20 protein-coding genes are annotated in these 19,712 nt (G+C 65.4%); 4 read left to right on the forward strand and 16 right to left on the reverse strand.

Annotation, left to right across the window (positions count from 1 at the left end):
* Nucleotides 1-26: 26 nt before the first annotated feature.
* From rpmG to rsmG, 8 genes are all read right to left on the reverse strand, one after another.
* The gene (rpmG, locus tag XalbCFBP2523_RS05720) at nucleotides 27-194 is read right to left on the reverse strand and encodes a 50S ribosomal protein L33 (RefSeq protein WP_169411268.1); all 168 of its coding nucleotides are present in this window, start codon (nucleotides 192-194) and stop codon (nucleotides 27-29) included.
* A gap of 10 nt (nucleotides 195-204) precedes the next feature.
* Nucleotides 205-441, reverse strand: coding sequence for a 50S ribosomal protein L28 (gene rpmB / locus XalbCFBP2523_RS05725; RefSeq protein WP_010342733.1), 237 nt, complete (start codon nucleotides 439-441; stop codon nucleotides 205-207).
* Nucleotides 442-897: 456 nt separating this feature from the next.
* Complete coding sequence (locus XalbCFBP2523_RS05730) at nucleotides 898-1,239, reverse strand: lipid-A-disaccharide synthase N-terminal domain-containing protein (protein WP_012914673.1); 342 nt, start codon at nucleotides 1,237-1,239, stop codon at nucleotides 898-900.
* Nucleotide 1,240: 1 nt separating this feature from the next.
* On the reverse strand, nucleotides 1,241-1,963 hold the full coding sequence (locus XalbCFBP2523_RS05735; RefSeq protein ID WP_045765070.1) for a glycosyltransferase family 2 protein: 723 nt from the start codon (nucleotides 1,961-1,963) through the stop codon (nucleotides 1,241-1,243).
* Nucleotides 1,964-2,054: 91 nt separating this feature from the next.
* Entirely contained in the window at nucleotides 2,055-3,020 is a 966-nt protein-coding gene (locus tag XalbCFBP2523_RS05740) for an SDR family NAD(P)-dependent oxidoreductase (protein ID WP_045766580.1), read from the reverse strand.
* 103 nt (nucleotides 3,021-3,123) lie between these two features.
* Complete coding sequence (locus tag XalbCFBP2523_RS05745; RefSeq protein WP_012914670.1) at nucleotides 3,124-4,041, reverse strand: ParB/RepB/Spo0J family partition protein; 918 nt, start codon at nucleotides 4,039-4,041, stop codon at nucleotides 3,124-3,126.
* Nucleotides 4,041-4,838 carry a ParA family protein gene (locus XalbCFBP2523_RS05750; RefSeq protein ID WP_012914669.1) on the reverse strand — a complete coding sequence of 266 codons (798 nt, stop codon included), beginning with the start codon at nucleotides 4,836-4,838 and terminating at the stop codon, nucleotides 4,041-4,043. The genes XalbCFBP2523_RS05745 and XalbCFBP2523_RS05750 overlap by 1 nt, the downstream gene beginning before the upstream one ends.
* Before the next feature lie 87 nt (nucleotides 4,839-4,925).
* Entirely contained in the window at nucleotides 4,926-5,567 is a 642-nt protein-coding gene (rsmG, locus tag XalbCFBP2523_RS05755; protein ID WP_012914668.1) for a 16S rRNA (guanine(527)-N(7))-methyltransferase RsmG, read from the reverse strand.
* Nucleotides 5,568-5,666: 99 nt separating this feature from the next.
* Here rsmG and XalbCFBP2523_RS05760 point away from each other — a divergent pair, with 99 nt between their 5' ends.
* On the forward strand, nucleotides 5,667-7,271 hold the full coding sequence (locus tag XalbCFBP2523_RS05760; RefSeq protein ID WP_301272192.1) for an alkaline phosphatase D family protein: 1,605 nt from the start codon (nucleotides 5,667-5,669) through the stop codon (nucleotides 7,269-7,271).
* Between the two features lie 33 nt (nucleotides 7,272-7,304).
* Here the strand turns inward: XalbCFBP2523_RS05760 and XalbCFBP2523_RS05765 are convergent, their stop codons facing one another.
* Nucleotides 7,305-7,934: a 4'-phosphopantetheinyl transferase family protein gene (locus XalbCFBP2523_RS05765; protein ID WP_012914666.1), complete on the reverse strand. Its 630-nt coding sequence runs from the start codon at nucleotides 7,932-7,934 to the stop codon at nucleotides 7,305-7,307.
* Nucleotides 7,935-8,051: 117 nt separating this feature from the next.
* Here XalbCFBP2523_RS05765 and XalbCFBP2523_RS05770 point away from each other — a divergent pair, with 117 nt between their 5' ends.
* The gene (locus XalbCFBP2523_RS05770) at nucleotides 8,052-8,303 is read left to right on the forward strand and encodes a GlsB/YeaQ/YmgE family stress response membrane protein (RefSeq protein WP_012914665.1); all 252 of its coding nucleotides are present in this window, start codon (nucleotides 8,052-8,054) and stop codon (nucleotides 8,301-8,303) included.
* 124 nt (nucleotides 8,304-8,427) lie between these two features.
* Here XalbCFBP2523_RS05770 and xth read toward each other — a convergent pair whose 3' ends face one another.
* From xth to XalbCFBP2523_RS05805, 7 genes are all read right to left on the reverse strand, one after another.
* Nucleotides 8,428-9,207, reverse strand: a complete 780-nt coding sequence (gene xth, locus XalbCFBP2523_RS05775; RefSeq protein ID WP_012914664.1) for an exodeoxyribonuclease III — start codon at nucleotides 9,205-9,207, stop codon at nucleotides 8,428-8,430.
* A 78-nt stretch (nucleotides 9,208-9,285) separates the two neighbouring features.
* On the reverse strand, nucleotides 9,286-10,119 hold the full coding sequence (locus XalbCFBP2523_RS05780) for a hypothetical protein (RefSeq protein ID WP_012914663.1): 834 nt from the start codon (nucleotides 10,117-10,119) through the stop codon (nucleotides 9,286-9,288).
* An 8-nt stretch (nucleotides 10,120-10,127) separates the two neighbouring features.
* Complete coding sequence (locus XalbCFBP2523_RS05785; RefSeq protein WP_045765069.1) at nucleotides 10,128-11,000, reverse strand: peptidylprolyl isomerase; 873 nt, start codon at nucleotides 10,998-11,000, stop codon at nucleotides 10,128-10,130.
* Nucleotides 11,001-11,100: 100 nt separating this feature from the next.
* Nucleotides 11,101-12,207: a glycerophosphodiester phosphodiesterase family protein gene (locus XalbCFBP2523_RS05790; RefSeq protein WP_045765068.1), complete on the reverse strand. Its 1,107-nt coding sequence runs from the start codon at nucleotides 12,205-12,207 to the stop codon at nucleotides 11,101-11,103.
* Nucleotides 12,208-12,627: 420 nt separating this feature from the next.
* The gene (locus XalbCFBP2523_RS05795; protein WP_012914660.1) at nucleotides 12,628-14,058 is read right to left on the reverse strand and encodes a coniferyl aldehyde dehydrogenase; all 1,431 of its coding nucleotides are present in this window, start codon (nucleotides 14,056-14,058) and stop codon (nucleotides 12,628-12,630) included.
* 120 nt (nucleotides 14,059-14,178) lie between these two features.
* A complete protein-coding gene (locus XalbCFBP2523_RS05800; RefSeq protein WP_407070996.1) occupies nucleotides 14,179-15,897 on the reverse strand; it encodes a cation acetate symporter in 1,719 nt (572 codons plus the stop codon).
* 8 nt (nucleotides 15,898-15,905) lie between these two features.
* Complete coding sequence (locus tag XalbCFBP2523_RS05805) at nucleotides 15,906-16,223, reverse strand: DUF485 domain-containing protein (protein ID WP_012914658.1); 318 nt, start codon at nucleotides 16,221-16,223, stop codon at nucleotides 15,906-15,908.
* 374 nt (nucleotides 16,224-16,597) lie between these two features.
* Here XalbCFBP2523_RS05805 and acs point away from each other — a divergent pair, with 374 nt between their 5' ends.
* Nucleotides 16,598-18,541: an acetate--CoA ligase gene (gene acs / locus XalbCFBP2523_RS05810; RefSeq protein WP_012914657.1), complete on the forward strand. Its 1,944-nt coding sequence runs from the start codon at nucleotides 16,598-16,600 to the stop codon at nucleotides 18,539-18,541.
* Between the two features lie 104 nt (nucleotides 18,542-18,645).
* Nucleotides 18,646-19,311, forward strand: coding sequence for a response regulator transcription factor (locus XalbCFBP2523_RS05815; RefSeq protein ID WP_012914656.1), 666 nt, complete (start codon nucleotides 18,646-18,648; stop codon nucleotides 19,309-19,311).
* Nucleotides 19,312-19,712 lie beyond the last annotated feature (401 nt).

The raw sequence follows: 19,712 nt of genomic DNA on the forward strand, positions 1-19,712 counted from the left end.
ACAATGGCGATTCTGCGACCAGCCGATTACTTGATCTTGCCTTCCTTGTACAGGACGTGCTTGCGCACGACCGGATCGTACTTGAGGAATTCCATCTTCCCCGGGGTGTTCTTTTTGTTCTTGTCCGTGGTGTAGAAGTGACCGGTACCGGCCGAGGAAATCATACGGACCTTATCGCGCTTGCCTGCCATGATGGGTTACTCCTCAAACCTTTTCGCCGCGCGCACGCAGCTCAGCCAGAACGGTGTCGATGCCGTTCTTATCGATGGTGCGCAGCGCGTGCGCGGAAACCTTCAGCTTGACCCAGCGGTTCTCGCTGGCGACCCAAAAACGGCGCTCGTGCAAGTTGGGCAGGAAGCGACGACGGGTCTTGTTGTTGGCGTGGGAGACGTTGTTACCCGTCTGCACACGCTTGCCGGACACTTGGCATACGCGGGACATTACGCACCTCGATCGTGTTGGAAGTCCGGCCATGGACAGCCGGGCTCTTGCGGAAGGATCCGCAGGTTGGGTCGCCCATAGCCTGGGAGACGGCGGCCCCGGTCGCCTTGCGGCCACCACGCGACGTGGGAAATCAAACGGTTACGCTGGAAAAGGCCGGCCGGAGATCGCGTTTCCGACCGCCGGCCCGGCCAAAACCGGGCACAGCGAGCCGCGTATTATGCAGGGGATCAATGACTTGCGCAAATTGCTCGCACAGAGGATGGATCGATCCGCTGCGGGCCAATGGTGCCCAGACCTTGGCGGCGCCCGGTCTGGGCACCATCGCTAGCGACCGGGCCGCGGCCTGACGACCGAATCGCCCCATGCCGCCGGCGCATTTCTCCGCGCCTGATCGCTGCGGGCAAGCAGCCGATGCCCATCTCGACGTCGTCGCGACGCAGGCTGCACCAGCGTTCAGTGCGACGCGCGGTCGCGGCGCCAACCACGGTGCCTGATATCCAGATACAGACTGTAGAAGGCGGTGAAGGCGGGGAACAGATTCTGTAGAACGCCGACCGAATCCTGCTTGGCCGAGAACAGGAAATAACTCAGCGTCATCAGGCTGCCGATCACGCTCATATACCAGAACATGCGCGGGATCACCGGCTTGCCGGCACGCTTGGACGCGATGAACTGCAACAGCCAGCGACCGCCGAACATCAGCGCGCCGATATAGCCGATCAACTTCCAGCCGGTGACGTGCACGCCGGTCCAATACAGCGACTGGATCGGCTGGTCGAGCAGGTGCGGTGGCATCTCAGCGCTCCTGCACGGCGGTGCGGCGGCTGCGCGCGATCAACCAGGCCACGCCGCGCAGGTCGCGGATGCCGACCAGGGCGCGGTTGAGATTGTTATATTTGGACACGCCGGCGGTGCGGGGGCGGTGGTTCACCGGCACGCTCGAGGTCTGCCAGCCGGCGCGCTGCATCAGCGCCGGCAAATAGCGGTGCATATGGTCGAAGTACGGTAGATCCAGGAACGCCTCGCGTTCGAACAACTTGATGCCGCAGCCGGTGTCCGGGGTGGCGTCGCGCAACATGCGCGCACGAATCGCATTGGCCCACGTCGATGCCCAGCGTTTACTGCTCGAATCCTGTCGCGATACCCGCCAACCGGCGAACAACTTGACCTGCGGCGAGGCTGCGGCGTGTGCGGCCAGCAGCTTGGGAATATCGGCCGGGTCGTTCTGGCCGTCGCCGTCGAGGGTGGCGATCCACCGCCCATGCGCGGCCTTGACCCCATTGCGGACCGCGGTGCTCTGCCCGCTCTGGCTGACATGGTGCAGCACGCGCAGTTCCGGCGTCGTGGCCTTCAACCCTTCCAGCACCGCCAGGGTGTCGTCGCGCGAATGATCGTCCACGTAGACGATTTCGAAATCGATCGCGCCGCGCAACGCGGCGAGGATTTCGGCGACCAGCGACGAGACGTTGTCGCGCTCGTTGAACACCGGGACGACAACGGAAAGGGAAAGCTGGTTCATGAGGACGGCAAGGTTCGGCAAGGAATGCGAAGAATGGAACGCATACTCCGTCGGTCACGCCCCGGCGCGCGGGCCGGGCCATGGACGCGACTCAAGCGGCAGCGCCGAAATAGTCCCGGCACCACTGCACCACCTGCGGCAAGCCGGTTTCGATCGGAGTGGTCGGATCGAAGCCGAAGGCCGCATGCGCGCGCGCAGTATCGGCCATCGTCTCGATCATGTCGCCAGGTTGCATCGGTCGATACAGTTTCTCGGCGGGGCGGCCAGCGGCGGCCTCGATCACGCCAATGAAGCGCTCCAATTCCACCGGCCTGTGGTTGCCGAGGTTGAACACGCGATGCGGTACCGCATCGATGCAAGGGTGATCGAGCGCGCCGAGCACGCCGGCGACGATGTCGGCGATGAAAGTGAAATCGCGGCGCATGCGGCCATGGTTGAACACCTCGATCGGACGCCCGGCCAATACTGCGCGACTGAACAGCAGCGGCGCCATGTCCGGCCGCCCCCACGGGCCATAGACGGTGAAGAAGCGCAATCCGGTCGCGCGTAGTCCATACAATTGCGCGTAGGTGTGCGCCATCAGTTCGTTGGCGGCCTTGGTCGCCGCGTACAGCGAACGTGGTTGATCGATGCGCTGGTCCTCGGAGAACGGCGCAGCGGCCGAATCACCGTACACCGAACTGCTGGAGGCATAGACCAAGTGCTGGACCCTGCGGTGCCGACACAGTTCCAGCATATTGACGAAGCCGACCAGATTGCTGTCGACGTAAGCTTGGGGGTTTTGCAGCGAATAGCGCACACCGGCCTGTGCGGCCAGATGCACCACGCGCTCGGGCCGCGTCTCGTCGAACAGGGCGGATAAGCCCTCGCGGTCGGTCAGGTCGAGCGTGCGGATGTCCACCTGCGGGCACAGCGCGGCGACGCGATCGCGCTTGAGCTGCGGATCGTAGTAATCGTTATAGTTGTCCAGACCGACGACCGTCTCGCCACGCGCCGCGAGCGCACGGCAGGTGTAAGCGCCGACGAAGCCGGCTGCGCCTGTCACCAGCACCGTCATCGCGATCTCCAGCAACGCGCGCAGGTCAGGCAGCCGCACGAGGACGGCGCACAACCAGCGGCCAGGGCAGAGGCGCAATGCATGGGACGAATCCGCGCTGGACTCAGGACGTTTTACCGCGCAGCCGCTCCAGCACACCGTCGAGCGTGTCCAGATCGGTGTAGTGAATGACCAGCTTGCCCTTGCCGCCAGCGCCATGCGCAATGGCGACCTTGGTCCCGAGCGATTCGGACAACTCGGTCTCCAACGAAGCGATATCGGCCTGCGGCGCGTTGCGGCCCGGCTTGGGCTTCCGGTTGCTCGGCACCTTCCCGGCGGCGAACTGCTGCGCACGGTGCTCGACCTCGCGCACCGACCAGCCCTGGTCGGCGGCGTCGGACGCCAGCCGGCTGGCCAGTTCCGGCGACAGCGTCAACAACGCGCGCGCATGGCCCATTTCCAGCCGCCGCGCCTCCAGCAGCATGCGGATCGTCGGTGGCAATTCCAACAGGCGCAGCAAGTTGGACACCGAGGCACGCGAGCGGCCCACTGCTTCGGCAGCCTCGGCATGGGTCAGGGAAAATTCGTCGATCAGACGCTGCAACGCCAGTGCCTCTTCCAACGGGTTGAGGTCCTCGCGCTGGATGTTCTCGATCAGCGCCATGGCGATGACGGTGCGGTCGTCGAGTTCGCGCACCACCACCGGCACGTCGCTCAGGCCGGCCAACTGCGAGGCGCGCCAGCGACGTTCGCCGGCGACGATCTCGAAGGTTCCCGGCACCAGCTCGCGCACCACGATCGGCTGGATCACGCCCTGCGCCTTGATCGACTCGGCCAGTTCCTGCAGCTTGGCCTGATCCATCTCCTGGCGCGGTTGGTATTTGCCCGGCTGCAATTGCCCCACCGGCAACCGGCGCAGGCTATCGCCCGGCTGCAGTGTGTCGACAGTGGGCGTCGACGCGGCCGTCGACCCCAGCAGCGCCTCCAGGCCGCGACCAAGACCGCGTTTTTTCGCTCCGAGGGCGGGGGGCTTGGCGCTCATCAGAACGTCTCCATCACCGGCATTGGCCGATTACGTTGGTTGCGGCGGCGCACGACCTCGCCGGCCAGCCCCAGGTAGGCAACCCCGCCGCGCGAGGTGCGGTCGTAGCCGACGATGCTCTGGCCGTGGCTGGGCGCCTCGGCCAGGCGCACGTTGCGTGGCACGATGGTGCGGAACACTTTGTCGCCGAAATGGTTGGTCAGCTCCGCCGATACCGCGTTGGCAAGGTTGTTGCGCACATCGAACATGGTGCGCAATACGCCTTCGATTTCCAATCCCGGGTTGAGCTCGACGCGCAGCGCTTCGATGGTTTCCAGCAGTGCGGTCAGCCCCTCCAGCGCGTAGTACTCGCACTGCATCGGCACGATCACCGAATCGGCCGCGGTCAGCGCGTTCAAGGTCAACAGCGACAACGCCGGCGGGCAGTCGATGAGGATGAAATCGTACTCGGCGCGCAGCGGGGTCAGCGCCGTCTTCAGTCGCTGCTCGCGCGCCGTCTGGTCCATGAGTTGAATCTCGGCCGCGGTGAGATCGATGTTGCCCGGCAGCAGGTCGAAGCCTTCCGGCGCGGTCACCCGGATCTGCACGGCGGTACGTTCGCCGAGCAAGACGTCGCAGGTGGAGGCGTCCAGTTCGCGCTTATCGATGCCGCTGCCCATCGTCGCGTTGCCCTGCGCGTCCAGGTCCACCAGCAGCACGCGTTGCGTCTGGCGCACAAGCGCGGCGGCCAGATTGACCGCGGTGGTGGTCTTGCCGACGCCGCCCTTTTGGTTGGCGATGGCGATGATGCGGGCCATGCGGGAGCCTCGTCGGCGATGGGTGTGACCGGGCATTATGCGGGCACATTCCCCAGGGCGGAAATCCGGGCTGGACGTAAACACCACTCAATCGCGTTCGACCACCACCAGATGGCGGTCCTCACCCAGGCCCGGGACTTGCAGCCTGTGCACCGTCGGCACCGTCCAGCCTGACGGCAGCGCGGCGATTTCCGCATCCGGACGCACCCCCTTCATCGCCAGCAGGCGCCCACCGGGGCGCAGCAGATGCCCGCCGACGGCGACAATGCCGGCCAGGGTATCCAGCGCGCGCGCGGTCAACAGGTCATAGCCACCCGGCTCGTCCAGCGCCTCGGCGCGCGTCTCGGCCACCCGTGCATTGTCCAGACGCAACTGGCGCACGGCCTCGCGCAGAAAGCGCGCCTTCTTGCCGTTGCTCTCGACCAGGGTCACGTGCAAGTGCGGCCGCGCGATCGCCAGCGGCAGGCCCGGCAGACCCGGACCGGTGCCCAGGTCGGCGAGCACGCCCTCGCCGACGAAGGGCTGCATCGCCAGGGAGTCGAGCAGATGACGGGTCACCATTTCATGCGGATCGCGGATGGCGGTGAGGTTGTAGGTGCGGTTCCAGCGCGCCAGCAGCGCCAGGTAAGCCAGCAGTGGCGGCGCCAGCACGACGGCGTCCAGTGCCTGCGCGCGCAGGCCTTGCTCGAGCACAGCGCGGACGGAATCGGGAAGGGAAGCATCGGTCATCGCTGGATTATCGCAGCTGCTGCCAAGCGTGCCGCCATGCGACCGCCATCATCATGGGCGAGAATAAGAAATTGCTCTCTTGCAATCGCGACCATCAACATGGCGAACTCCACAAACACCCCCGTCACCGGCACAGCAGCCGACCCTGGTCGCCGCCGTGTGCTGACGGGATTGGGGCTGCTGGCGGCGACGCCACTGCTGAGTCCATTCGCCCGCGCTCGCGGCAGCGACGATCCGTTCACCCTGGGCGTGGCGGCCGGCGATCCGCTGCCCGATGGCCTGGTGCTGTGGACGCGGCTGGCACCGCAGCCGCTAGCCCCGGACGGCCAAGGCGGCCTGCACGATCCGGTACCGGTACGCTGGAGCATCGCCACCGATGCCGGCATGGCGCAGGTGGTCCAACGTGGCGTGGCGATCGCGCATCCGCGTTGGGGACATTCCGTGCACGTGGAAGTGAACGGGTTGCAACCGGGCCGACCCTACTGGTATCGATTCGAAGCGCTGGGCGCGCAGAGCCCGCTCGGCTGCGCGCGCACGACGCCGGCACCCGAACGCATGGACAGCGCACGCTTCGGCTTCGTGTCCTGCTCGCACTGGGAGCAGGGCTACTTCAGCGCCTACCGTCACCTGGCCGCCGAGCAGCCGGATCTGGTGTTCTTCCTCGGCGACTACATCTACGAGTACACCCACAAGGGCGCGACAGCGGCCAACGTGGTGCGTGCGCACGGCAGCGGCGACTGCCTGGATTTGGCCGGTTACCGCAACCGCTACGCGCTGTACCGCACCGATCCCGACCTACAAGCCCTGCACGCTGTCTCCGCCTGCGTGGCGACCTGGGACGACCACGAAGTACAGAACGACTACGCCAACCGCTGGTCGCAGGACCCGTCCATTTCCACGGCCAGCTTCCTGCGCCGCCGCGCCGCCGCCTATCAGGCCATGTACGAACACTTTCCGCTACGTGCACGGCATCGTCCGCATGGGCCGAACATGCGCCTGTACCGTGCGTTGGACTACGGCGCCTTGGCGCGCTTCTTCGTCCTCGACGGTCGTCAATACCGCAGCGAGCAGCCCTGTCCGATGTCAAACGGCTGGCGCGGCGGACACGTTGCCACAAGCGACTGCAAGGAGATCGACGACCCGGCGCGCAGCATGCTCGGCGCGGCGCAGGAGCGCTGGCTGTATGCCGGCTTCGCGCGTTCGCAGGCGCGCTGGAACGTGATCGCACAGGATCTGCTGGTCGCTCCGATCCTGCAACGCGAACGCGATAACAGCCAGCTCGGTCACTGGACCGATGGCTGGGACGGCTACCCGGCCACGCGTACACGCATGCTGCAGGCGGTCGCGCGCAGCGGCATGCGCAATCCGGTGTTTTGGGGCGGCGACATCCATTCCTATTGGGTCACCGACCTCAAAACCGACGCCAGCGACCCGCACTCGCCAACGCTGGCGACCGAATTCGTCGGTACCTCCGTCACCTCCGACGGCCCGCCATACGCATCGATCACGCAGATGCTGACGGACAACCCGCAAGTCCGCTATGCCGAGAGCCGTTACCGCGGTTACGTGTCGGTGTCACTGAGTCCGACGCAAATGGAGACGCGGCTACAGACGATCTCCGACCGCCGCGACCGCGAAGCCACGGTCTCCACGCTCAAGCGTTTCGTGGTCGAGGATGGCCGTGCCGGCGCGCTGGAAGCGTGACCCCAACGCGCGTCGCCGAGTGACCAACCTGCATCACCGGCTCGATGAATCGAGCCGGCGCCAGGCCAGTGCGGCGCGATAGCCCGATGCTGCCTGCCATTCGTGTACCTGCCAGCAAGCCGCACTGCCCAGGGCAGGGTCGCACCACGCCAAGTGCAGTCCGCCGGTGGCATCTTCGGCAAAACACAGCCGATGCAGGCCGAACGCCAGACCGTGACCGTGCGCCTTCAGCAGCGCCTCCTTGGCGCACCACAGACGAAAGAACAGCGCCTCGCGCGCTGGCGTCGCCAACGCGAGCAGCGCCGCCGCCTCGTCAGGATGAAAGAACCGTTGTGCCAGTTCGAGCAAACGCGGACGTGGAAGCTGGCGTTCGATGTCCACGCCCAGCCGCGCATTTGCGGCAACCGCCACCAACAGGTAATCGCCGCTGTGGCTCCAGCCAGTATCCACATGCGCCAGGGGCGCATGCAGGCCGGGCCGCCCGCGTGCGTCGCGGTACAGCGGCAACTGCGCCGACGTCACCCCCAGTTCGGCGGCCAGCAGGCACCGCGCTGTCGCCTCACCGGAGGTGCGTGGTGGGTGCGGCCGCAGCCATAGCGCCACCGGGCCGATGCGCCAGTCCGGCAACGCTGCCGACGTCGGCAGCGGAATCGGCGCGCTCACCTCGCCCCCACACGCTGCGCGCCGGCCCTGGCGTTATACGGTCGCTTCACGGCCACGCGCCTTAAATGCTCCATGCTCCACCGCTCCTGGTGCGGGCAGAACCGAGGAGTGTCACGCATGGGCATCATCATCTGGTTGATCGTTGGTGGCATCGTAGGCTGGTTGGCCAGCATCATCATGCGCCGCGACGCACAGCAGGGGATCATCATGAACATCGTGGTCGGCATCGTCGGCGCGTTGATCGCCGGTTGGCTGTTCGGCGGCGGGATCAACCAAGCGATCAATCTGTGGACGTTCCTGTATTCGTTGATTGGGGCGATCATCCTGCTCGCGGTCGTCAACCTGGTCACCCGCGGCCGCGCACGCTGACGCGGCGCAGCTATAGGTCGCGCAAACGCCCGGTTCGCCGGGCGTTTTGCGTTTTGCAGCGGCATGCAGGCCGCACGGCGAGCGAACGGATTGCCGCGCCGGTCGTCGCCATGACCGGAGGCGATCATGCCTGCGTCGGCTCCAGCGCGATCCAGGCCGGCGCATGATCGCTGGGACGCTCCCAGGTGCGTGGCGTGCGATCGATGCCGGCACCACGGGTGTGCTCCTTCAGCGTTTCGGACACCAAGGTCAAGTCGATGCGTAGGCCGAGATCGCGGCGGAAGCCGGCCTGACGATAATCCCACCAACTGAAAATGCCGCCGTCGGCATGGTGCAGACGGAAACCGTCATGCAAGCCCAGGTCGAACAACTTGCGCAACGCGTTACGTTCGGCGGTGGAGGTGAGAATGTGGTCATCGTTCCACACCAGCGGATCGTGTACGTCGCGCGAGTCTGGCGCAATGTTGAAGTCGCCCAGCACCACCAAGCGCGGATAGCGCTGCAGTTCGACGGCAAGCCAGGCATGCACGGCCTCCAACCAGCGCAATTTGTATGCGTATTTGTCGCTCCCCACATCCTGGCCATTGACCACGTACAAGTTGACGATGCGCAGATCGCCTACGGTCGCGGCGATGGCACGCTTCTGCTCGTCTTCCAGGCCCGGCACACCGATCTGTACATCGCTGAGCGGCGTGCGCGACAAAATCGCCACACCGTTGTAGGTCTTCTGCCCGGCGAATACGCTGCGGTAGCCGGCTTCGGCCAGCGCCGCGTCGGGAAACTTGTGGTCTTCCAGCTTGGTCTCCTGGATCCCCACCACGTCCGGCGCGAACGTGTCCAGCCACTGTTGCAAGTGCGGCAGGCGCACGTTGAGCGAGTTGACGTTCCAGGAGGCGATTTTCAAGGGAAATCCAAGACGAGGAGCCGGCCACTATTCTGACCGCAGCCGGCGCGACGGCCAAACGGGTGACCGCCGGGTCGTTCAGCGCCGCGCACAGCACTGCGCGAACAGCATAGGCGCAAGGCCCAACGCCTGCTGGCGCTGCGCTTCGTTCAATCCGTCGAGCAGTTCCTCGGCGCCGACCGCCTGCTCCGGCGGAGGGAATGGCCGCTCCGGCGCCTGCCGCGCAGCCAGTTCCCAGGCCGCGGCATACGGCGGGTCGGCCACCGCCAGCGCCGGCGATTGCAGCAGCTGCGCCAACGTCTCGATCGACTGCCGGTCGCCGTGCAATGCGCGGTCCTCCAGTTGCGTCACCACATCCTCGGCATCGCGTTCGTCGGTGGCCGACAGACGCGGGCGTTGCCCGTCTGGCGCAATGTCGCCGGCGTGGGCGACCAGCTGCGCCACCCGCTGGTTCAACAAATAGCGTTGCGCGTCGGGATCACCGCGCGTGGCCGCTGTGCGCAGCATCGCTTCGATCTGCGCGGCATCGACCTGGCCGACGCCACGACAGGCCGCGCGCCATTGCCCTTCGGCCGCGCGGCGCGCCGCAGCGTCCTCGGCAGTGGTGTCATCCACACCCGGCGGCAGCACCGCACTGGGTGCAGGCGCCTGTGCGCGTTGTCGGCAGTCCACCGCGAGCAACGCGGTGGCGTACAGGCGTTGCGCCTCGCTCGCACCTGCCGGCAACGCCAACTCAGGTAGCGCGGCGACGGACACAGGGGACGACAACAGCGCGGACGGCGGCGACGATGGTCGAGACAGTACGACCGCGACGGCCGCCACAGGCATTGCCGTTGGCAACCACAGGGAAGCTGCGAGCGCCACGACCGCGACCGCACCAGTGAGCCAGATCAGTGCAGGACGCGACAGCATCGGCCGGCTTAGTGCACCGCGGCGGCGTAGGCGGCGCGATCGAACGCCATCGGATGCGCCTGACGCAGGCGCTGCATAGCGTCGGCGGCGGCCTGCTCGCGCAGCTGCAGTTCGATCTGCCCGCGCACCGCCTCAAAACGCGCATCGGTCTTCGCATCGAGGTAGATCAGATGGTAGCCGTCGGCACCGCGCACCGGCGCGGACACCTGATTCACCGCGAGTTGGTGGATCGGCGCGACGAACGCATCGGCTAGGTAGCGGCCGAAGGTCGGCGACAATTGCCCGCCCTCAGCGGCCGTGGCGCCGTCATCGGACTCGTGCATCGCTAGGGTAGCGAAATCGGCACCGCCGTCGAGCTGGCGTTTGAGCGCCTCGGCACGCTGCAGCGCCTGTGCCTCGGTCAAGGACTGCCCACCGCGTGGCCCGCCCTGCGGATGCAGGGCGACGAACAGATGGCGTAGATGGTATTCGGTGTAGTCGTCCGGATACGCCGCGAACTGCTGATGCAACATGGACTCGTCGATCTGCGCGGTGGCACCGAGCCGCGCCCGCGCGGCGTCGACCAGGATCGCGTCGGCGGCACGGCGCAGGCGTGCGGCCACCACCGGATCGTCCTGCAAGTGCTGCTGCCTGGCTTGGTCCAGCAGGATGGCGCGGTCGGCGAAGCGGCGCACGACGGAGGGATCGTCGATGCTGGAGACGCCGCGAGTACCCTCGCCAGCCAGGGCGTGGTACTCGCTAGCGGTGAACTGCTGCGCGCCCACGCGCAGCACCACCGGATCGACGGCAGCGGTGCCTACGTCGGCCGGCGTGGCGAGGGCGACGAAGGCCGTCAGCGCGCAAACCGCCAGTACCGCGGACTTGGCGAAGAAAAGGGACATGCGCTTCTCCAGAAACTGGTGGTCGACGCGCGGCGCAGAAGCGCCGTCGTCGGGGTGAGGCGGTCGACCGGATGGCCGAACGCCGGGGCATGCGAAGGACTCAGTCGTGCTTGCCGCGCGCCTTTAGATAGGCGATCGCTCCCTTCGGATCGTCGGTGGTGATCAGGTTGAAGGCCTCCTGGTTGACGATGAAGTTGAGATCGCCACGGTTGTCGGCGGTATCGCGGCCACCGGAATAGGAGAAGTACAGGTCCGACAGCCGATAGCAACACGCGCCACTTTTCTTGTAGAACTGTCCGGCCAACGGGCTATCCGGAATCGCCTGGAACACACCGACGCGTGCGCCACGCTCGCGCACCCGGTCGGCCTCGTTTTGCAGCAGGCCGCCAAGCTGCTTGACGTTGATTTCCATCGCCTCTTTGTTGTCCTCAAGCCAGTCCGAGATCGCGTTGCTGACGTTGATCTTGGTGAGCATGTTGGTGGTGAACACCGGGATGCCGACCATGCTGCTGCCGTCGGCGCGGAACGCCGAACGGGTTGGGTACAGGGTCGCATTGACCTTGGCCGCGACGAAGCTGGGCGAGGCCAACGAGAACGCGGCGTCGGCCGCGCGCGACACGGCGCGGACCGAGGCGGCGTCCTTGAAGTCGAACACGATCGGCGTCTTCAGGCGATGCCGCTTGAAGTAGGCGAAGAGGTCGTCCACGCGCGGCACATGGTAGCCGGTGGTGGTGCGGCGGTCGGGGGTCAACAGAAACAGACGGCTGACCACCGACCACGGGGTCACGGTGATCGAGGGGTTATAGCCCTGATTTTTCATCGGGTTGTACTTGATTTTGCCGGCGCGGCTGGTCCAGACGTTGGTGGTGCGGCCGAGGTTCCAGTCGTGCAGCAACACCGGCACGCCATCGCGGGTCATCTTGATATCCAACTCCACACCGTCCATGCACTGATCGTCGGCGAGCTGAAGTGCACCGCGCGAGTTTTCCGGCATGTCGGGGAAACTGCTGTACTTGCCCCAAAGACCGCGGTGGGCCAGCACAATGGTGTCGGCGCTGCTGTCGGCGAACAGGATGTTGCTCATCTTGGTGCCGACGTTGTCGTTGCAGTTGGCCAACACCATCTGCGGCAGGGCAGCCATGACCACCAGGGCACCGAACACACAGCAGGCACGCGTCATGGGCGAGGAAACCAATGGGATATTCATTAGGTTGGTCTGGCTCTGAGAGAAAGGAGAAATACTGGGACGAGCCCCCGTCAGGTCGACGCAGGCGGCAGCTCGTTTACTGCACTCCGCACATACGTCTCGCGCAAAAGCCTGAGCCAGTGTGATAGGCGGTGGCGTCAGGAGAAAATCTAATAACTCGCTATGGATTATTTATTTTCGGGATGCAAATTAAAGGATAAAGTACCGATTGCGGTTGTATCCTGCTGTGCTGTCAATCACAGAGATCGCCGACGCGGAATGTGAGGTGAGACGCGAGCAGGCGCTATATCGTGACACCAAGACGGTGCGCACGACGGCGCAGTGACGCCGCCGTGCACCGCGAGGCCGACCCCGCGACAGCAGCACGCATGCAGCATCCGGCAAGGCCGATGTCGCACCGCCTTCGCCACTATCGCCGCGTCAGCGTAAAAGAAACGAGAGCATGCGCGCGATCCGCGCGTACGGCGGTTTCAACAGGTCGGTGCCGGCACGGCGCGACTGCCACAAAATCGGCAAAGCTTTGCTGAAAGCATCGAAGCCGGCGCGGCCATGGTAGGCCCCCATGCCGCTCGCGCCGATGCCGCCGAACGGCAGCGCATTGGCGGCGAAGTGCAGCAAGCTGTCGTTGATGGTGACGCCACCCGCGACAGTGGCGTGCAGGATCGTTTCGATCTGGTCGCGGTCGTGGCTGAAGGGATACAACGCCAGCGGCCGGTCGCGGCCATTGATCTCGGCGATGGCCGCGTCCAGGGTAAGGTAGCCGCGCAACGGCAGGATCGGGCCAAAGATCTCTTCCTGCATCACCAGTGCGTCATCGCCGGGCTGCAGCACCACGGTGGGCACGATCAGGCGCTCGCGCTCGGCACGCACGGGGTCGATGCTGGCCAGTTCGATCACCTCCAGGCCGCGCGCACGCGCATCGTCCAGGTAGCCACGCAGGCGTCGGTACTGGCCTTCGTTGACGATGCGGGTGTAGTCCTCGGCGTTGGCGAAATCGCCGTAGCGCGCCAGCACCTGCGCGCGCAGCGCCTGCACCAGCGCCGCGATGCGGCCGGCATCGATCAGTACATAATCTGGAGCGATGCAGGTCTGCCCGGCGTTGAACCATTTGCCGCTGGCCAGGCGCGCAGCCGCCCGTCCCGGCGGATAGTCCGGGCAGACGATGGCCGGCGATTTACCGCCAAGTTCCAGGGTCAGCGGGGTCAAATTGGGCGCGGCCGCGGCCATCACTTTGCGCCCGACCGCGGTGGAGCCGGTAAACACCAGATGGTCCAACGGCAACGCGGCGAACGCAGCGCCCACCTCGGCGCCACCTAGCGCCACCGCCACCCGCTGCGGCGGGAACACTTCGGCCAGCAGCGATTGCAGAAATTGCGCGGTGCGCGGGGTGTGTTCGGATGGCTTCAGATAGACATGGTTGCCGGCGGCGATGGCGGTGGCCAACGGGATCAGCGCCAGATTGACCGGATAGTTCCACGGCGCGATCACGCCGACCACACCGACCGGCACCGGCCGCACTTCTGCGCGCGCCGGCCACAGCCGCCAGCCACCGCCGACCCGTTGCGGGCGCATCCAGCCCGTGAGATGGCGCAGCAGATGGTCGATTTCGCCGAGCACGATCATACCGTCGGCAATGAGCGACTCGTGGCGCGAGCGGTGGCCGAAATCGTCAGCGATGGCATCGGCCATTTCCGGCAAACGCCGTTTCAGCGTCGCGCGCAGCTTTAGCAGATCGTCGCGACGCTGGCTCCGCTCCGGCTTCGCCGCCTGCCAGGCCGCGCGCAGGCGTTGCACAGTGGCTGGCAAGGCGACCAGCGGCGTGTCGGCGGCATCGGCAACGGGTATCGGCATGGGCGCACTATACGATGCACTGCATGCGCGACAGCACGGCCTGCACCGCACACACAACGACGACGGCGCGAAGGCCGGCGTCGTGTGCAACCACCGCCGCGAAGACGCGCCTTGGATCCATCAGTGCGCCGATCCGCGCGAGGCGCCCAGACCGGTTTCGGCGCGAATCTGCTGCGCCTTGAACGCCGCGCGCTCCTTGTCCGCCTGCGCGCTGCGGTCCAGCAGCGAGAACAGCCAGATGCCCACGAAACCGATCGTCACCGAGAACAGCGCCGGCGAGGTATACGGGAACGGCGCCGAGCCCGTGGCATTTCCCAGCGTGTCCACCCATACCGATGGCGACAGCACAGTCAGCACCAGCGAGGAAATCAGGCCGAGGAAGCCACCGATCACCGCGCCACGGGTGGTGCAGTCTTTCCAGAGCAGCGACAACAACAGCACCGGGAAGTTGGCCGAGGCGGCGATGGCGAAAGCCAGCGAGACCATGAAGGCAACGTTCTGCTTCTCGAACACGATGCCCAACAACACCGCGATCACGCCCAGCACGATGGTGGTGATGCGCGACACCTTCAACTCCGAGCCAGGCGCGGGCTGCCCCTTCTTCAGCACCGTGGCATACAGGTCGTGGGACACCGCCGAAGCGCCGGACAGGGTCAGGCCGGCGACCACCGCCAGGATGGTGGCGAAGGCCACCGCGGAGATGAAGCCCATGAACACGTTACCGCCCACCGCATTGCCGACCAATACTGCCGCCATATTGGCGGCGCCCTTGCCGCCGTGGATGGTGCCGGTGGCGACATCGGCAAACTGCGGGTTGGTCAGCACAAGGGCGATAGCGCCAAAGCCGATGATGAAGATCAAGATGTAGAAATAGCCGATCCAGGTAGTGGCCCACAGCACCGACTTGCGCGCCTGTTTGGCATCGGGCACGGTGAAAAAGCGCATCAGGATATGCGGCAGGCCGGCGGTGCCGAACATCAGCGCCATGCCGAAGGAGATCGCCGAGATCGGATCCTTGACGAAGCCACCAGGGCCCATGATCGCCCGTCCGGCGCTGGCCGCTTCGTCCGGCGAAGCGCCGGCATGGGCGGCCACGGCGGTCTTCACTCGCACGCCCTCGGCAAACAGCGCTTCGAAGCTGAAGTGGAAGTGCAACATGATCGCCACCGCCATGAAGGTCACGCCGGTCAGCAGCATCACCGCCTTGATGATCTGCACCCAGGTGGTGGCGGTCATGCCGCCGAACAGCACGTAGACCATCATCAACACGCCGACCAGGCTGACCGCCACCCAGTAGTCCAGGCCGAACAGCAGCTTGATCAGCGCGCCGGCACCGACCATTTGCGCGATCAGGTAGAACAGCACTACCACCAGCGTACCGGCGGCGGCGAAGCCACGGATCGCGGTCGGCGCAAAACGGTAACCGGCTACGTCGGCGAAGGTGTACTTGCCGAGATTGCGCAGACGCTCGGCCATCAGGAAGGTCAGGATCGGCCAGCCCACTAGGAAGCCGATCGCGTAGATCAACCCGTCGTAACCATTGGCCATCACCGCTGCGGTGATACCCAGGAACGAGGCCGCCGACATGAAATCGCCGGCAATCGCCAAGCCGTTCTGAAAGCCGCTGATGCCACCGCCGGCAGTATAGAAATCCGCGGCGGAACGGGTCTTCTTAGACGCCCACTTGGTGATCCACAAGGTACAGGCGACGAAGAAGGCGAACATCACGATCGCCACCCAGTTGGTCGGCTGTTTGTCGGTCTGGCCGACATCGCCACCGGCCGCCAACGCCACACCTACTGGCAACAGCGTCGCCAGCAGCAAGACAGGGATTCGCATGACTATGTTCATGAGCGTGCGTCCTCGAGAATCTGCGCGGTCAGCCGGTCGTAGTGGCTATTGGCACGGCGCACGTAGATGGCGTTGATGACGATCGTGAACACCATGACCCCGATCGCGATCGGAATGCCGATGGTGGTGACGCCGCTACCGATCGGCTGCGCCAGAAACGCCTTGTCGAAGGCGATCAGGCCGATGAAACCGAAGTAGACCAGCAACATCAGGATGGTCAGCGTCCAGCCCAGCGCATTACGCTGACGCTTGAGCGCGTGGTACTTCGGATCGGCGTCGATCTTCGCAATCAACGCCTCGTTGGAAATGCTCATGTGGTGCCTCCCGGGAAGTGACCACGACAGGCGGATCAGGCGCTGTACGTGGGTTGGGTAAACCGCAAGTAATGGGTATCGCCTCTACAACCGTAGTCGATTTCGCGCTAGCCGCCCCTCCGTTCGGCACCGACAATCCTCCCGTCGCCGGTGCACTAGAGATTACCGTGAATGCGCGGCAAACGCCTGGTCCCGACCAGGGCGATTAGAGTGATGTCGTCGGCACTATGATTCTCAAGCGGTAGACAGCCTGGGGCCTTGTTGGCCGGTAGAGTCCATTGGGCCCACTAACGCGGTTGACGTGGAATACGTCAAAATGGCGTATTGACACGCCGCGCAGCATGCGGCATCCCCGTCCAATCGCAGAGGGAACCATGGCCGATCTCTATCCCGTCGATCCACACGTTGCCGCCCGCGCACGGGTCGACAAGACCCAATACCAGGCTCTGTATCGGCAATCGGTGGAACAGCCGGAGGCTTTCTGGGGCAAGGTGGCCGAGCGCCTGGACTGGTTCAAGGCGCCCACCCGGATCAAGGACGTGAACTTCGCCCTGGACGACTTCCGCATCCGTTGGTTCGACGACGGCGAGCTCAACGCCAGCGTCAATTGCCTGGATCGGCAACTGGCCAGCCGCGGCGACAAGACCGCCCTGTTGTTCGAACCCGACAGCCCGGACGTCCCGTCCTATCGGGTCAGCTACCGCGAACTGTACGAACGCGTCTGCCGGCTCGGCAACGCGCTGCGCAACCTCGGCGTGCAGAAAGGCGACCGCGTCACCATCTACCTGCCGATGATCCCCGACGCGGCGGTGGCCATGCTGGCCTGCGCGCGCATCGGCGCGATCCATTCGGTGGTGTTCGGCGGCTTCGCCCCCAACTCCATCGCCGACCGGGTGATCGACTGCGGCAGCAAGCTCATCATCACTGCCGATGAGGGCCTGCGCGGCGGCAAGAAGATCCCGCTCAAGGCCAACGTCGATGCGGCACTGAAGCTACCCGACACCACCAGCGTGGAGACCGTGCTGGTGGTGCGCCACACGGGCGGCGCGGTGAACATGCAGGCCCCGCGCGACCGCTGGTTCCACGACGTGGTCGACAACCAACCGGCCACCTGCGAACCCGAGCGCATGAACGCGGAAGACCCGCTGTTCATCCTCTACACCTCCGGCTCCACCGGCAAACCGAAGGGCGTGCTGCACACCACCGCCGGCTACCTGCTGTACGCGGCCTACACCCACGAGAGCGTGTTCGACCTGCGCGAGGACGACATCTACTGGTGCACCGCCGACGTCGGCTGGGTCACCGGCCACAGTTACATCGTCTACGGACCACTGGCCAACGGCGCCACCGCGCTGATGTTCGAGGGCGTGCCCAATTACCCGAGCGTGTCGCGTTTCTGGGAGGTCATCGACAAGCATCAAGTGACACTCTTCTACACCGCTCCGACTGCGATCCGCGCACTGATGCGCGAAGGCGATGCGCCGGTGAAAAAGACCTCGCGCAAGAGCCTGCGGCTGCTCGGCAGCGTCGGCGAACCGATCAATCCCGAAGCATGGCGCTGGTACTACGACGTAATCGGCGACGGTCGCTGCCCGATCGTGGATACCTGGTGGCAGACCGAAACCGGCGGCATCCTGATCACGCCACTGGCCGGCGCCACCGACCTCAAGCCCGGTTCGGCGACACTGCCGTTTTTCGGCGTTCAACCCGCCCTTGTCAACACCGACGGTCAGATCCTGGAAGGCGCCACCGAGGGCAACCTGGTGCTGCGCGATTCCTGGCCTGGACAGATGCGCACCGTCTATGGCGACCACCAGCGCTTCATCGACACCTACTTCCGCACCTATCCGGGCAACTATTTCACCGGCGATGGCTGCCGCCGCGATGCCGATGGCTACTACTGGATCACCGGCCGCGTGGACGATGTCATCAATGTCTCCGGCCACCGCATCGGCACCGCCGAGGTGGAAAGCGCGCTGGTCGCCCACCCCAAAGTGGCCGAAGCGGCGGTGGTCGGCTTCCCGCACGACATCAAGGGTCAGGGGATCTACGCCTATGTGACCCTGGTTGCAGACGAACGTCCCAGCGACGCACTGCACAAAGAACTGGTGGCCTGGGTACGCAAGGAAATCGGCCCGATCGCCACGCCCGACCACCTGCAATGGGCACCCGGCCTGCCGAAGACGCGCTCGGGCAAGATCATGCGGCGCATTCTGCGCAAGATCGCCGAGAACGCACCCGATCAGCTCGGCGACACCTCCACCCTGGCCGATCCCTCGGTGGTGGACTCGCTGGTCAACGAACGCCTGACGCGCTGAGCCGCACGCGACGCTCGGACGCGAGAAACGGGGTGCGTCGTACGGCGCCCCCGCTCCGGGGTTGATGCGTCGCCACTGCGTTCTCTTGCCGATTTTCACCGCCCATGCCTACCCTGCTGATCGCCGACGACCATCCGCTGTTTCGCGAGGCACTGCGCGGCGCGGTACAGCGGGTGATACCAGGCGTGCAACTGTACGAGGCCGATAGCGTCGAGGCGTTGTATGCACTAGCCGACCGCCATGCCGATGCAGACCTGCTGCTGATGGATCTCAACATGCCCGGCGCGCAGGGCTTCAGCGCGCTGGTGCAGATCCGCGTGCTGCATCCGCAATTGCCCGTGGTGGTAGTGTCCGCACGCGAAGAACCGACTGTGATGCGACGCGCGCTGGACCATGGCGCCTTCGGCTTCATTCCCAAATCGTCCGACTCGGACACCATCGGACTGGCCTTGCGCACGGTCCTCGACGGCGAGCGCTGGGCACCGCCGGAGGCACACGACGCACCGCCCACCGACCGCGCCGAGCGCGAGGTCGGGCAACGTCTGCGCGAACTGACCCCGCAACAAATCCGGGTGCTACAGATGCTCGGCGCTGGGCGTCTCAACAAGCAGATCGCCTACGACCTGAGCGTCTCCGAGGCCACAATCAAGGCGCATGTCACCGCGATCCTGCGCAAGCTCGGCGTCACCAATCGTACCCAGGCGGTGCTGCTCGCCGGCAAGTTATCCATCGACAACGACGCCATCGTGCTGCCGCAGGAAGAAGATTGACCGCGTTGGCGAAAAGCTAACACGCTGTCTGCAACGACGACAGCCGTCTGGTCGAAAGCACAGTGATAGAGGGTTACCTCGCAGCGCCTGGCCGGAAGACAGCATTCCGCTGCATGCACGCAGGCGACACCGGCCTGGCCAATGACCCGCCAATGTCGCCGGGTTCCAGAACCCCGTGGATCTGGCCAGCGCGAACCTGCCACCCCAGGGGCGCGCCACGGGCAAGGCAGCCATGGCGGCAGGTCCCCGGAACGGCCATCGTCACGCTCCATTGGAATCGCCTGTGCTTCGACACTAATAAATGGTGACCGCAAACAGCGTGTTTTGTTACTGCCTCGAAAGAATCGGCCGACTCCACGGGCATGACATTCCCTTCTCGCTCCATGGCTCGTCACACATCA

It is taken from the genome of Xanthomonas albilineans, assembly GCF_002939705.1.
In the GTDB taxonomy this organism is placed as follows: domain Bacteria; phylum Pseudomonadota; class Gammaproteobacteria; order Xanthomonadales; family Xanthomonadaceae; genus Xanthomonas_A; species Xanthomonas_A albilineans.